Raw genomic sequence first — 14,110 nt, forward strand, 5'->3', positions numbered from 1 at the left:
CATACCGCCAATTAATTTCCATCAGGTTTTATAGTTCTGTTTTTAGGACTCGCCGGCAAGCTGAATGTTTCTGCCGGATCAGGATGAGCAGGATCAAAAGGCGGTGCATCAATAATATACTGCTCAATACCCAAATGATTGCTCCTGATGTCTTCTATAATGCATTTTGCAAGTTCATAAGCACCATAACTGTTAAAATGCGTGTTATCAGCCAAATCTTTCGGCTGGTTTGGGAACGAGTTTGCAGGATACCAAACAAAGGCTTTTTTTGATCCTTCGTTACCTAATGCCTCATAAAATTTAGCAGACATCGCATTAAGATCAATCAAAGGCACATGCAGTTCTGTAGCAACTTTTCTGGCTGCATCGGGATAATCGCCAAGGGTATTTACCACTTTATTGCTGTCATTAAAAGCCCGGCGACTGGTAGAGGTTATGATTACCGGAATGGCTTTTTTCTGGCGAGCTTTATTGATAAACAGCTTAAAACGTTCTGTATATGATTTATAGGCGCCATCCTCCGGCCCTTTTTCTTTTTGATCGTTATGGCCGAACTCTATAAACAGATAATCGCCCGGCTTAATTACACTCAGCACTTTATCTAAACGATGACTATTTAAAAAACTACCCAAACTAAGTCCTGATTCGGCATGATCGGCAATGGCCACACCCGGTTTGAAAAACCGGGTGATCATTTGGCCCCAGGAACACCATGGCTCATCATCCTGATCAACTACGGTTGAATTTCCGGCCAGATAAAGGGTTACCTGGTCATCTACCTTTTCTATCTCCAGCGCATCAACACAGGGCCTTGTACCGTTAAATTCAAGACTAAGCTTATTGTCCCAATCGTATTTACCCAACTCGCGGGGCTTAAGCGCTACTTTACCGCCCGTACTTATTTCCGGCTTACGGATGTTTACGATGAAGCTTAACTTTTTAACCGAATTATTGGTCGTTACTTTTTCCAGCATCAACCTCCGCGATTCAGCTCGTACCGTAATATCACCACTACCTTTGACGTCGCCAACCGTTAAGGTAACCTTATAATTACCCTCAGGCACATTTACTGAGAGATAAAAAGGCTTATCAGCGGTTATATAATCATCTGTAAGTTTATTCCCCTCGCCGCGCGTTATTGCCTTTACTTCCTGGCCAAAATCAAATCCATAGCCTTTAAGCTCGCTAAAGATATCATCAGGACTTACTTTTTGATAACCCGCTGCAGCTTTTCCATTACCAAAGTCAAACTTAAAGCTGGTTTTAACCGCCTGTGCAAAAAGTGGCGCAGGCAAAATAAGCCGAAGCGAGACGCCAATAGCGCAAAACAAGATCTTGTAAGGCAGCTTGATCATTATGGATAGTATTTATCTGGTTATTTGCAGGCTAACACGAGCCCTGGTTTATAATAGATAAAGTTATGGCATGTTCATACCAACAGCGTCCTGCACCATCCTGATTGAAGGCCCTCTTATTGTAACAAATTCATCACTTTATTTATTTTGGCTGCTTATTAAGCTTCCCCGGCTTACACACGCAAAAGGTGGGAGTCTTATCAAACCTAATTTGATTAACTTTAAGTTTTTGCCAGTAGCCAGTTCAATAGTTATGAAGTCTTCACGATTTTTAGAATACATTTATATTGATTATTATTCATCTACCCCTAAATACATCCAGTTAGCTAACTCGATCATCAAAAGTGTTCGTGAAGGGAAATTAATCATTAACGAAACGCTGCCATCCATTAATGAGTTAAACTGCAACTTTGAAATATCACGTGACACCGCCGAAAAGGCTTATAAACACCTGAAATCAATCGGCCTGCTTGGCTCGGTACCTGGCAAGGGGTATTACATCAAAAACACCGAGGCGGGGCAGCAATTTAAAGTTTTTTTAATATTTAATAAACTAAGCACCCATAAAAAGCTGGTTTATGATGCCATAGTTGATGGTCTTGGGCATGAAGCCGCTATCGACTTTTATATATACAATAACGACTTCGAATTTTTTAAAAAACTACTTCAAAATAATAGCAACGATTATACTCATTATGTGATCCTGCCGCACTTTATGCACGGCGGCGAAAACGTTCACGATATTATCAATACCCTGCCCAAAGAGAAACTGATCATACTTGATAAATTAGTGCCAGGGATAAAAGGCGATTTTGCTGCCGTGTACGAGAATTTTGAAAAAGACATTTTCCAGGCCCTGGAGGAAGCCCTGCCGCAATTAAGAAAGTATCACACCCTAAAGATTATATTTCCTGAATACACTTATTTTCCAGGCGAGATTTTGAAAGGCTTTTTCAGTTTCTGTATCCAATATGCATTTACCTACAAAGTAGTTCATGACATACAAGGCGAACCCATACATGAAGGAGACGTATTTATCAACCTGATGGAAAACGACCTTGTGGTTTTGATTGAAAGGATCCTGGCTACGGAATTAAAGATAGGTAAAGATGTTGGAGTGATATCATACAATGAAACCCCGTTAAAAAAAATCATCCTCAATGGCTTAACCACTATATCCACAGATTTTGAGGAAATGGGAAAAATGACCGCGGATATTATCAAAAATGGTTCTACAGGCCGTTACGAGGTGCCTTTTTATTTTACACTAAGAGCATCGTTATAGCGATTTTCGGATAATAATTTTAAAAGCGTTTTTAATAACCGCGGCTTTGTTTTGCAACATTAGCTCAGCTGTTTTTCTGCCCATTTCTTCAAAATCACTGGTAATAACGGTAATATCCAATAACTCTTTAAACACGGTTTCATTAAAAGATATGATCCCTATATCTTTCCCTAATTCATATCCACTTGCTCTGGCGCCTTTAATCAAATCGGCAAGGTCATTTTCGGTCAATGCAATATAAAGGGTGCTTTTTTTGAGATCGTCTGTTTTAAAAGCATCTATTACTTCAAACTTTTTGTTTTTCTCTTCACAAAACTGCATTATTCCATCTTTAATTTCGGGCGGATGGTGGCGGTCTACGGGATATATGATAATTAATTTTTTGTATTTGGCAATCAGATCGGTGACTACATTTAATGCCCCGTAGATATCGTTACGAAAATCCTGGAATACAGCCGACTGCCTAGCTAATTTGGGCAAATCTTTATCCAGCAATATCAACTGATCAACCGGGATCTTCTTTAAAATGGTTAAATATTCCTGCTCGTTACTATAATCAAAAAAATGCGGCATTACCACATAATAATGATAATTGCCCAAATTTGAATCTATACTTTCCTCGAGCAAAGCGGGATTATAATGATGAATATGAAGATCGACTCTGGCTTTATCACCCAGGGTGCGTACGATGGTATCATAAACTGTTTTCTTATAAGAGCTTAACTTATTAAACAACAAAAGTACCTTGATCCGCACATCGGGCTTACCGACTACAAAATAACCCTTTCCGGAAACCGAACGGATATAGCCATTGCTCTTAAGTATCGTGTAAGCCTTTTCAATGGTGTCCCTTGCTACACCGTGTTGCTTGCTGTATGTATTTATTGATAGCAGCTTTTCATTTTTCCGGTAAACACCTTTGTCAATATTCTTACTGATTGATCCGACAATTTGCTGTACGAGGGATTTCACCCCGTAATTAGCTCTTTGCTTTATTTGCATTATGCTTGTTTAATTGGTTTACAACGGCCGTTAAACATAGTTTAAATTTATCAAAGCCGTTATAAGCAATGAAATTATAAAATATGTTATTAAATTAAAATATTGGGGTTATAGGCAGCATCGGTATTGTTTATCAGCTATTTTAAGGCTCCACCTCTAATAAAATAAATCTATGTTTAATATGGCCATTTAATAATTTAAGCGTCGCACAAAAACGATAAAACTACCTAACAGGCACAAAAAGCACTGCATCAGCCACAATTACGCCATCTGCGTTTTTATTCGAAATTTCTACATATGCCTTCTTTTCATCTGAAAAGTTATATAGCCCCAGTGGAAGCCACTCACCTGAAGTTTGGCCTTCTACCTGCAAATCAGACTGGTTGATTATCTTTTCTGTGGCCTTCTCACCATCGTAAATAGTAATGTAAGTTTTTGCTGCCGGATTCATAACCTTGGGGAAATAGGTATAAACATGGTAAGCACCTTTTTTTAATTTTTCCGGAATAAACGTTACCGATTTCGCAGTTTCTGCTTTTGAGTTATCAGTGAGATAGGTTGGCCCATAACCGCCTGATTTTTCAGTTTTCCAATCGCCTGTTATGTGACTGTCCTCATTATCAACCAGTACTTCGGGCATACTACAGTCTGCAAGAGGGTCTGTCCTGAGCAAGCTTTGTACTTCTTTTACATTAACCTGCTGTACCGCAATCTTTTTATCAATAGCCTGGCAAGCAGCCACAGCCGAAGATTGGCCTAATACCATGAATACCGGCTCCATCCTGATTGATCCGTAAGCTATATGACTTGCAGATAAGCATACCGGAACAAATAAATTAGCGGCTTCCTTTTGCTTGGGGACTATAGCCCTGTACGAAACATCGTATGGCGCAAAACCATGTACCTGGACATCCCCCTCATTTTTCACCAGCCCATTCACTACCAGCCTTTCGCAATTATGCGAATCCATACCATATGCGGCCATTCCTACTCCATCTTCTACCTGTTCTTTTCCCTGGCAATGATGCTGGGTCATAACCAGTTCACCAATCATTCGGCGGGCTTCCCTGATATAAAGCTGCGGTGTCCAGTTCCCGTTATCCGTATATTCATCTTTAGGGTAGCCCCATTGTTTCATTTCGTCCCTGATATTTCCGGGTATGCGGGTGTCATTGCCGATAAAATAAAAGAAGCCTTTGGTATAATCTTCATGCTCCTTCCAAATTTTTGTCCTCGTATTATAATCAGCCTCCGGATATTCCCAGTTCATCCCGATCATATCCGTCGAGAAACCTCCGTTATTATTGATATCCGTTTTGCCATTAGGCATTTTACTTATAAAAAAAACATCGGAGCATGATTTCCAGGGTTGTTTCTCCTTTAAACGCAGCAGTAACTCATACTTTTTGGGATCATAATTTTCGGGTTTTGAAATTGGGATCCGATTTTCGGGCACATTGGTTAACGTGATACGAAAATTGTATGCCTGCACTTTTTTATCTCCTGCACCATTTGCTTGTAATACTTCCTTACTTATACCCCACAACAAACCGCTTTTCGCGTCGCCCGGCACTTTATAGGGATCAATATTATCCGGAAACTGGTGTTTATCCAGCAACTCCACTCCGTTTATAGTTTCATCATACTGGCTGTTAGCTTCTCTTCCTACAGTATAAGAAACACCCGAGCGGGCCATCAGGTCCCCTTCATAAGTACAATCAATAAATACCTTAGCTCGAATAGTTTTATTGGTAGCAGTCGAGGGCTTATAGCTGTCCTCTACTATAATTTCCTTTAGCTGATTTTCTTCCTTTTTCACTTTTATAAGCCTGTTCCGGAATAAAACAGGAAAGCCAGCTCTTTTTACATAATCGTTAAAAATGCCCTCCGCTACCTTTGGCTCAAATATCCATTGTTCAAATTTCCCATAATGCGTACCTATACGGCGGTAAAAATCCCGTGCTAAACCTGTCACCACATATTTGTTCCCAATATCCGTATAGCCAAGACCTCCCGAACTCATACCACCCAAATGCTTTCCCGGCTCTATCAAAATCACCGTTTTCCCAATCTTTTTTGCCGTATACGCAGCAATTACGCCTGCGGAGGTTCCGCCATATACACAAATATCAGCCGTAATTAATTTGCTGCTTTGCGCATTTACCGAAACCCCGGCCATAAAACAGGTAGTTATGATTGCAAGGATGATCACTTTAATATTTTTCATGATTGCTTATTAAACATTACATTTTTAGAAAAAGATATGCCAGCAAATCTTAAGGGATAGGTAGTTAAGACTTGTAAATTTTAATTATTTAATTTTAAGCCTAATATCTGACAATTAAAAAAAATATATAAATGTTTTCAGATTACGCCGGGGAGCTTAAATGATGGCGTATAGGTTTCGGAAGTTTGCTGTGATGAGTTGCCAATTCCTGCGCCGGTTAACTCAGTTGAACTGGTAGTGTATATAAATACTTTTCGCGTATTTATTGATCACCCAATAGTCAGGGTCATCAAGGGTATTTGCTAAACAGGCTGGTATCATGCCTGTAATGGAAAAGCCTCAGCAATGCTTTGGCAAATAATAAAACAAGTACGGGAATGCTGAATGCAATTACCCTAAACCATCCTATTTTTTTGCTGGAGAGTTACTGAGGCTTTAAATATTTATTTGGTAGCGGCATTTACTTCGGGAAACCAAACGGTCATTTCGCCTTTACCACGGTTTGCCCATGAATAATAAGGAATGGCCGTAAGCTCTACCTTTTTAGCAGCTTCGCCTTTTGTTTTACTTAGGATCTCTCCTTTTAAAACAGTTACGCCATTTAACAGGTTTGGTTCGGTTACAGGTTTAAAAGCTGCGTTTGCAGGGATTGCTAAATTGCTCACCGTTCCGCCGTTATCTTTCCACTCGGCGCAGTATATGATCGGGCCGCGTTGCAGGGCTGTTTTACCTTTATCATCAACCAATGCCTTATTGGCTATAACCTTTTTAACTTCCATTGGCAGGTTTAATCCGATGTTATCGCCTTTTTTCCATTGCCTGTTAATTACAGCGTAGCCATTTTCAACTTTATAAGCAACCGCTTTGCCGTTTAGTTTCAGGCTGATTTTTGCGGCTGATTTATTTTGGAAAGCATACAGATCAGACGGGATCGCCTCTGCCCTTGCCCAACCCGGGATCCGGATGTGTATAGCAAAATTAGTTGGCACCTCCGGTATTACGGCAAACGACAGGGCACCATTCCACGGGTAATTATTGCTTTGAACAATGCTCACTTTTTTATTGCCTATCTCCATATTGGCTGTACCAGCAATAAACAGGTTCACAAATACATTATTATCCTTTTGAGCATACATATAGCCTGATAACGACGGCAGAAAACGCGCCATATTGGTTGGGCAGCATGAGCACTCAAACCAGCCAGAACGCTCGGGCTCAAGTTCATGATGTGTAACCCCATTGGTTACCTGCATGGCATTGGTGTAGAAGAATGTCTTACCATCCAGCCCAACACCCGAAATTAACCCGTTGTACAAAACTTTTTCCATCACATCAATATATTTCGACTCGCCGTGCAGCAGAAACATCCTCTGGTTCCAGAACACATCACCTATTGCCGCACAGGTTTCATTATAAGCGGTAGTATTTGGCAACTCGTAATCGGCTCCGAAACGTTCACCGCCCGGTACTGCGCCGATTCCCCCCTGCACGTAGATCTTTTTGCCAACCATGTTGTTCCAGATCTTATCAATGGCGGCGATGTATTCCTTATCGCCGGTTAAAGCGGCAACGTCGGCCATGCCCGAGTACAAGTACATTGCCCTTACGGCGTGGCCCTCGGCATCTTCCTGGGCTATAACAGGTTCATTATCCTGCCAGTACATCCCGTTCTTCCATTCGTCGGTACTGGTTTTATCATAGGTGCGATGCCCTCTTTCGTCAATAAAAAATTTAGCAAGATCGAGATATTCTTTTTTGCCGGTGATGCGGTACAGGCGTACCAGGCCCATTTCCACAATCTCATGTCCGGGCGCTACATGCCTTTTACCCGGCCCAAAAGTTTTAACAAGCAGGTCAGCATTCTTAAGGGCGATATCTAAAAAATTGCGCTTGTTGGTAGCCAGGTAATGTGCGGCCGCTGCCTCAAACATGTGTCCGGAGTTATACAGCTCGTGGCTCAGCTCGTTCTCTTTTACCCAACGCTCCGGGCCCGACCATGCGTGCGGGTGCAATGGGTCAATAGTACGGGCAGTATAAAGATATCCGTCCGGCTCCTGCGCTTTTCCTATTATCGTGATCAATGAATCGACATAAGCATCCAGCTTTGTATCAGGATGAACGGCCATCGAGTAAGATGCCCCTTCAATGGTTTTATAAATATCCGTATCATCAAAAGGAAACTTAGTACAAAACTTGCCGCTGCGGGCGGCGGCCATTTCAAAATTTTTAACCCTGCCGGTATTCTCGCACCGGGCAAATGATGCCGGGATGGTGACCGTACGATTGGTTTCAATACGCGAGGTCCAAAACTTATCGTTAAGCTTTACATTGGTAAATGATATCGGCTTAATGGGATAATCCTTGGTTTGCGCATAAGCAATGCCGCAATAAAATGATAATGCAATAAGTAATCTTTTTTTCATCCTGATGATATGTTAGTTCAAAAAAACAGTGCAAGTCAACCCACCATCCCGCGCTTTATTTATTTTTATTAGTAACCTACGAGCTTTAGCCAATACCAGTTGTAGATTTCTTTAAACGCATCAATATCTCCAGGTTCAAAGAGCCCGGTCAATTGAACATCCGTATGATCATAAAAATTTTTCATTTAAGATAAAATCATCCTTACCGGCATTTCGTACGTACATAATTATAAGCGTACTAAATACATTCAATTGACGAGATAAAATTAATTAATTCAGATTGTTGTTTACGCTTATCACATCCCAAGCAGCAATTTTGGCATGGTGTAACTATTTTAGGCTATAACGACGACAAGATAAGAAATAATTTATATTGAAAAACAGAAATAAAAAAATTAATTGTATTTACAACACTAATAAATACATGCAGCTTGGCGATCCAATAAAGCGTTCGTACAGGGCAAGTTTAAGCTACCAAGGGCTTCGATTAAGCGAGAAGCTGTTTCAATAACTGGAGATTTTCCAGCGCTGCCCCGGCGGTATTGTTGAAGTAAACGTAAACTATTTTACCCTCCTGCTGCCATTCATTGATGTACGAAGCATATTCAGAAAGGAAACTTTCGCTGTAACTTCCTTTATAATTGCCCGATGGGCCATGAAAGCGCAGGTAAACCAGTTCATCGGCGGTGATTTCCATGGGCGTGGCCGATTTGGGCATATCCTGCAGTACCATTGCTGCCTGGTACCAGTTTAAAAGTTCAAAAACTTCATCCCTGTACCAGGACGGGTGACGAAATTCGACGGCCATGGACCAGGTATAAGGTTTAAGGGCCTCCAGCAATTCCGTTAACTGAGGAAGAGCTCCCGCCTGCAGGCTTGGCGGAAACTGAACAAGCAGACAACCCCGCTCAGTTTCCGGCAAACGGATAGCCTGTATAAAACGGGTAACATCTTCCTTATTGAAAAACAAATTTTTTTGATGGGTGATCCCCTGCCACAGCTTGAAAGTGAAACGAAACCCCTCGGTTACTTCCGTTACCCACCGGGCTATGGTTTTTGCCTGCGGGATTTTATAAAAAGAGCTGTTGATCTCTATACTGTTTTCCTGCAAAGCATAATAACCCAGCCGCGACAAATGGCTGTATTCAGGGGGAAAATCCCGCCTAGGCCTGTCGATTTGTAAGCCACTGGTACCTCCAAAAAATAGTCCTTTCATAGGTCAAGTATAATATACCAATGATTGTCATCGTCAAGGGCATAGGCCAGGCCGTCACTCATTTCATAAACATCACGGCCATGTTTTTGACTAAAGTAGATTTTCTCATCACGGATAATAGTCCCGTTGTTTTCCACCCGCAGAAAAAAAAGCAGCGCGCCTATATTCGGTGCAACATCTTTAAGGTGCCTGGCCTCCCCCTCTTTTACAAATGCCGAACTCATGCCTGTTTAAGTTTGGCTTCCATGCTTTGGGTAGTGTGCGGCACCGCAAGCAGGCGTTCCCTTGGTATCAGTTTACCGGTAGAACGGCAAATGCCATAAGTCCTGTTTTCAATACGCATCAGCGCGGCTTCAAGCTGCTCGATGAATTTTTTCTGACGGGCGGCCAGCTGGTTGATCTGTTCCTTTTCAAAAGTTGCCGAACCATCTTCAAGCGTCTTGCCCGCAATTGCGGCATCGTCCCCGTTGGTGTTTGAAGCACTTAGCGTTCCCACCAGTTCCTGCAGCTCTTCGCGTGCCATGCCGATCTTTTCTTTGATCAACGTTTTGAATTCATGTAATTCGGTATCAGTGTACCGTGTTTTAGTAGTTTCTTGTTGCATGATTGGCTTAACAAACATTTGCATAAATGGTTGGCATAAATGTTATAAGCCAAACAAACCTGTTTGGCCCCCCTAACAGCACTTCCCCGCGAAAAAGTTGATTATTCAGCCGACCCTCTCTTCAATTTAATTAAATAATTAAAAATATTCTTCAAAAGAAACCATTACGTATTTGCACTGTATTTAATGGTACAAAATCTATGCAATGACATTAATCAATCTTAAACGAGATGGTACCAGGAATAGTCCCTGGCAGTCTCTCAGCAGTCCGGCAGCCAGGGTTAAGCCCTCCGGGTAAAAGTATTTTTCCAGTGAAGATAGTAAAACCCTGAACATCTTATATCCCATTCCATAGGTATCATTTTTTAATGGCGCTGATATCGCCATTCCTTTCCATATACACCTTGTGTATCTTTTCTAAATCTTCGGTAAGTGCAGATTTGCGAACGCCCTGCATCACATCTTCACGGCAAACCAGCGCCCGTTTCATCCGCTCTTCATCAAACCGGCCGCCACGAAAAAGCGGGATCTTCTCTCCTTCTACCCAACTAACCAAAGGACTGTTACGTGCAATAAGCCAGCCCAGCAGCCGGTGCAGCAGAACCATCACAAAGCAGCAAACAATAACCGGCACAAAAGCCGATGCGCCAACCACCGCCCTGCTCATAACAGCCCCAAGCGAAATGCTGACGATATTATCAAGCGGGGTACGTAACCCAAAAGAGCGACGTCCTGAAATGCGGATCAGTATAAGCGCTATAAAAAAGATAACAACGCCGCGGCTGCTCATTTGCAGCGCATTCAGGTCCTTCCCCTCTCCAAAAACAGTGATCAATAACTTTTCCATAACTCAATTTTTTAAAGGTCCGCTGCAAACAACTACGGGCTTGACGTTTTGGGCCGAACGATACCTTACCGCCAGCCAAATGCCCGCTGCAACAAACCCGATGATGATCAAAAATCTTATTTTGCTTATCATAAACTCAATAACTGACGCGCCACCGGCGCTTCCAGGCATCCGGTTACTCTGACCTCTTATTACTCCTGGTATAACGTTTTGATTTATTTTGTTGATTTACCCGCGCGGCATCAATAGAATGTGTTTTGGTAAGGTCACTTTCTTTTTGCGCCAGTTCGGACAAACGGATATAAAATTTGTACAGGTGATCCAGCTCCTCTTCAGTCAGGTCCTCAATATTTACCATCCTGTTACTGGTACCTTCGTGAGAGGCCAGCAGTTCATTCAGTTTTAAATGGACAGCTTTCGAATCCTTATTCTGAGCTTTCTGGATAAGGAAGACCATTAAAAAAGTAACGATGGTTGTACCGGTATTGATAATAAGTTGCCAGGTCTCTGAGTAGTGAAATACCGGCCCTGTAACAGCCCATATCACTATGGTGGACGCAGCGATAATAAAAGCGGCCGAACTGCCGGTTGCCGCGGTAGCCCAATTAGAGAATCGTTCAAAATAATTGATTTTCTTTTTCATGTTATTTCCAGCTAATAGTGATTTCGACATTTTCTTTTAGTGTGATCTGTAAACGGTCGTTTGGTGAATAAGCCAGCCGGAAAACGACCTGGCTGCCACCAGCCAGCAACTGTCGCCAAGGTCATATATTTTAAAATCATAATTGCCTGCTGTGGTTTTATATACCGGAATAAGGTCAGGCAAGTGCAGGGCGGCTTTGGTATTCCAAAACCAGGGTGATGCGTTCATTGGTTTAATCGATTAACAATTAAAAAAATCGTTGAAAAAATATCTTTTAAATGATAATTAAAACATCGCTTGCTGTTTTAAGTTTTAAGTATAAAAATATCAGTCTATGAAAAAGCTAATTACACCACTATTCTTAAGCCTTTTCCTGTTATTGAGCAGCTGTGATGCCATTGTCGGTATTTTTAAAGCAGGTGCTGCCGTGGGCATTTTCGCGGTAATCGTCGTTATCGCGGTCATCATCTGGGTTATCTCATTGTTTCGCGGCCGCAGCAGTTAACAGGTATATCATGAAAAAAGAGCTGCAGAATTTTAAGATTGCCCGCTTCGCGCTTAATGCCCGTTATGATGACATCGGTAAGCCTCCATCGAACAACTGAAACGCCATTTGATTGATGCTTCGGGGTCGCTGATCCACGCTGGTAACAAACCTGCCATCCCCAAATTATTGAGGCAATTGCAGGTTATGGGCGAACGCGGCAAATGGAAGGTAACGCTTATTGAAAGTAAGTACAGGTTCCCGCTTCATCAACCGCTGATAGAGGCCGGTATCCTTGATCCTTATACCGTTGCTTATCCCGATAAAATGAAAACTAAGGTGAAGATCAGCCTAAAAAACGGTCAAACCCTAATTAGGGAACAGGGAGATTATCATGTTTTTTTACCCGTTCGTTTACGTGGAATGATACGATTGAAAAATTTCGGCGGCTCAGCAACAATACTGTTTCCGCAGAGACGCAGGACCAACTGATAGGCACGGTTCGTAACCTCGAAAACTTCCTGAAATTTCAACCTTAATTAGCCTGTTGGCAGCCTATATAAAAAAATTATTTGAGCCCCCATGGCAACTGCCATTGCACAACCGGAGATTTAAAGCATTGCACCCATCAGGCGGCAAAACGCCGGACATGGTTAATGAGCTCATTGACATCAAAAGGCTTGGCCAGATAATCATTGGCGCCGCATTGTTTCTCGTGCATCGTATGCAACCCGTGACTTGCCGAAACAATGATTATAGGTATATCCTGCATACCCGGGTCATTCTTCAAATGTTTACAAATGTCACGGCCATCCATATCGCCCAGCATAACATCCAGCAGCACAACATCCGGTCGTAAGACTTGTATTGCTTCAAGGACGCCATGACCATTATCCAGTTCGGTTACCGCATATCCCTCCATTTCCAGGATCAGGTGCATTAATTCACGAATGTCCTTATCATCATCAACAACCAGGACTCTCTTCTGATAAGAGGCAATCATTATAGTTCTAAAAGCTACGTTTTAACATAACTCTTTTCACACAAACATCATGCCCTGATATCGGAGGATTATTGAAAAATAGGTAGACGCCCCATCTTCGGACCTGTTTAAAGCCCCTTAAAGAGCAACCAACTCTTCGTTTTCTATTGGCACAGTAAAATAGAACGTACTTCCGATCCTTGCCTTACTTTCAAACCGTATGGTGCCATTGTTTCTTTCTACAAACTCTTTACATAATAACAGCTCAAGACCACTTCCCTTTTCACTGGCTGTACCAAAAGTAGCATATGAGGTATATTTGTTGAATATTTTTGATTGCGCTTCTTCAGGGATACCTTTCCCGTTGTCCCGGAGGTGAAGCCATGTGTTTATTTTTTTAATAAAGATGCCGGGGGTACGGTATAGCTGCGTATTAACCCAAAGGTGAGTGCCGGTACTGCTATAGCAAATATCCAGAGTGTATTTAAACGTTTTAATCCCGAGCAACCCTTTCAATATACTTTTATCGACGGAGCCTACGCTCAAAAATCTGGTAACGAGCAGCGCATAGGCAGGCTGGCCGCCTTCTTTGCCGGGCTGGCAATCTTTATCAGTTGCCTGGGATTGTTTGGCATGGCTTCCTTTATGGCCGAACAACGTGTAAAAGAAATCGGCGTTCGTAAGATGTTGGGGGCAACAGTTTTCAACCTTTGGCGGTTATTATCTGCAGATTTCATTAGCCTGGTCATGCTTTCATTACTATTGGCTACACCTATAGCATTTTACCTGATGTACAACTGGCTTCAGCATTTTGATTACCGGACGGGTATATCGGTGGATATTTATCGTTACCGGTTTTACTGCCCTTGTCATCACACTGCTTAAGGTTAGCTTACAGACGATAAAAGCAGCGTTAACCAGCCCCGTAAAGAGCCTGAAAAGCGAATAGCCGGAACAATTCCGGCTACGGTATATTGGAGTATAATACTAAAAAAAACTGTCGTAACTTTATTCAGGTAGGCTTTCGCTAAGGCACCGTGAT

At 42.1% G+C, this 14,110-nt stretch carries 16 protein-coding genes; 4 read left to right on the forward strand and 12 right to left on the reverse strand.

The window, feature by feature from the left end:
• Positions 1–11: 11 nt before the first annotated feature.
• A complete protein-coding gene (locus J3L18_RS11495; protein WP_129567738.1) occupies positions 12–1,355 on the reverse strand; it encodes a rhamnogalacturonan acetylesterase in 1,344 nt (447 codons plus the stop codon).
• A gap of 253 nt (positions 1,356–1,608) precedes the next feature.
• Between J3L18_RS11495 and J3L18_RS11500 the strand changes: the two genes are divergently transcribed.
• Positions 1,609–2,640 carry a GntR family transcriptional regulator gene (locus J3L18_RS11500; protein WP_129567739.1) on the forward strand — a complete coding sequence of 344 codons (1,032 nt, stop codon included), beginning with the start codon at positions 1,609–1,611 and terminating at the stop codon, positions 2,638–2,640.
• Here the strand turns inward: J3L18_RS11500 and J3L18_RS11505 are convergent.
• From J3L18_RS11505 to J3L18_RS11545, 9 genes are all read right to left on the reverse strand, one after another.
• Positions 2,635–3,642, reverse strand: coding sequence for a GntR family transcriptional regulator (locus tag J3L18_RS11505; RefSeq protein WP_129567740.1), 1,008 nt, complete (start codon positions 3,640–3,642; stop codon positions 2,635–2,637). The two genes, J3L18_RS11500 and J3L18_RS11505, sit on opposite strands and share 6 nt — an antisense overlap.
• A 223-nt stretch (positions 3,643–3,865) precedes the next feature.
• Positions 3,866–5,869 (reverse strand): FAD-dependent oxidoreductase, encoded by a 2,004-nt coding sequence (locus J3L18_RS11510; RefSeq protein ID WP_129567741.1) that lies wholly within the window; start codon positions 5,867–5,869, stop codon positions 3,866–3,868.
• A gap of 443 nt (positions 5,870–6,312) precedes the next feature.
• Entirely contained in the window at positions 6,313–8,292 is a 1,980-nt protein-coding gene (locus tag J3L18_RS11515; RefSeq protein ID WP_129567742.1) for a glycoside hydrolase family 127 protein, read from the reverse strand.
• Between the two features lie 487 nt (positions 8,293–8,779).
• Positions 8,780–9,508, reverse strand: a complete 729-nt coding sequence (locus J3L18_RS11520; RefSeq protein ID WP_129567743.1) for a DUF72 domain-containing protein — start codon at positions 9,506–9,508, stop codon at positions 8,780–8,782.
• A complete protein-coding gene (locus J3L18_RS11525; RefSeq protein ID WP_090525124.1) occupies positions 9,505–9,732 on the reverse strand; it encodes a hypothetical protein in 228 nt (75 codons plus the stop codon). The genes J3L18_RS11520 and J3L18_RS11525 overlap by 4 nt, the downstream gene beginning before the upstream one ends.
• A complete protein-coding gene (locus J3L18_RS11530) occupies positions 9,729–10,112 on the reverse strand; it encodes a TraR/DksA family transcriptional regulator (RefSeq protein ID WP_091176224.1) in 384 nt (127 codons plus the stop codon). Before J3L18_RS11530 ends, J3L18_RS11525 begins: the two co-directional genes overlap by 4 nt.
• A gap of 358 nt (positions 10,113–10,470) precedes the next feature.
• Entirely contained in the window at positions 10,471–10,959 is a 489-nt protein-coding gene (locus J3L18_RS11535) for a DUF421 domain-containing protein (protein ID WP_091176196.1), read from the reverse strand.
• 175 nt (positions 10,960–11,134) lie between these two features.
• Positions 11,135–11,602: a low affinity iron permease family protein gene (locus tag J3L18_RS11540; protein WP_129567744.1), complete on the reverse strand. Its 468-nt coding sequence runs from the start codon at positions 11,600–11,602 to the stop codon at positions 11,135–11,137.
• A 36-nt stretch (positions 11,603–11,638) separates the two neighbouring features.
• Positions 11,639–11,830 (reverse strand): hypothetical protein, encoded by a 192-nt coding sequence (locus J3L18_RS11545; RefSeq protein ID WP_129567745.1) that lies wholly within the window; start codon positions 11,828–11,830, stop codon positions 11,639–11,641.
• A 106-nt stretch (positions 11,831–11,936) separates the two neighbouring features.
• On the opposite strand from J3L18_RS11545, the gene J3L18_RS11550 reads away from it, so the two are divergent.
• Both J3L18_RS11550 and J3L18_RS11555 read left to right on the forward strand, forming a co-directional pair.
• Positions 11,937–12,107 carry a hypothetical protein gene (locus J3L18_RS11550; protein WP_189549021.1) on the forward strand — a complete coding sequence of 57 codons (171 nt, stop codon included), beginning with the start codon at positions 11,937–11,939 and terminating at the stop codon, positions 12,105–12,107.
• Positions 12,108–12,215: 108 nt separating this feature from the next.
• Positions 12,216–12,578 carry a hypothetical protein gene (locus J3L18_RS11555; protein WP_129567746.1) on the forward strand — a complete coding sequence of 121 codons (363 nt, stop codon included), beginning with the start codon at positions 12,216–12,218 and terminating at the stop codon, positions 12,576–12,578.
• A 136-nt stretch (positions 12,579–12,714) separates the two neighbouring features.
• Here J3L18_RS11555 and J3L18_RS11560 read toward each other — a convergent pair whose 3' ends face one another.
• Together J3L18_RS11560 and J3L18_RS11565 are read right to left on the reverse strand one after the other, a co-directional pair.
• The gene (locus J3L18_RS11560) at positions 12,715–13,089 is read right to left on the reverse strand and encodes a response regulator (RefSeq protein WP_112655010.1); all 375 of its coding nucleotides are present in this window, start codon (positions 13,087–13,089) and stop codon (positions 12,715–12,717) included.
• A gap of 117 nt (positions 13,090–13,206) precedes the next feature.
• Positions 13,207–13,725 (reverse strand): sensor histidine kinase, encoded by a 519-nt coding sequence (locus J3L18_RS11565; protein ID WP_129567747.1) that lies wholly within the window; start codon positions 13,723–13,725, stop codon positions 13,207–13,209.
• Between J3L18_RS11565 and J3L18_RS11570 the strand changes: the two genes are divergently transcribed.
• Positions 13,714–13,953: an ABC transporter permease gene (locus tag J3L18_RS11570; protein ID WP_189549024.1), complete on the forward strand. Its 240-nt coding sequence runs from the start codon at positions 13,714–13,716 to the stop codon at positions 13,951–13,953. The genes J3L18_RS11565 and J3L18_RS11570 overlap by 12 nt on opposite strands.
• Positions 13,954–14,110: the final 157 nt, after the last annotated feature.

Source organism: Mucilaginibacter gossypii (assembly GCF_017569325.2).
GTDB classification, from domain to species: Bacteria; Bacteroidota; Bacteroidia; order Sphingobacteriales; family Sphingobacteriaceae; genus Mucilaginibacter; species Mucilaginibacter gossypii.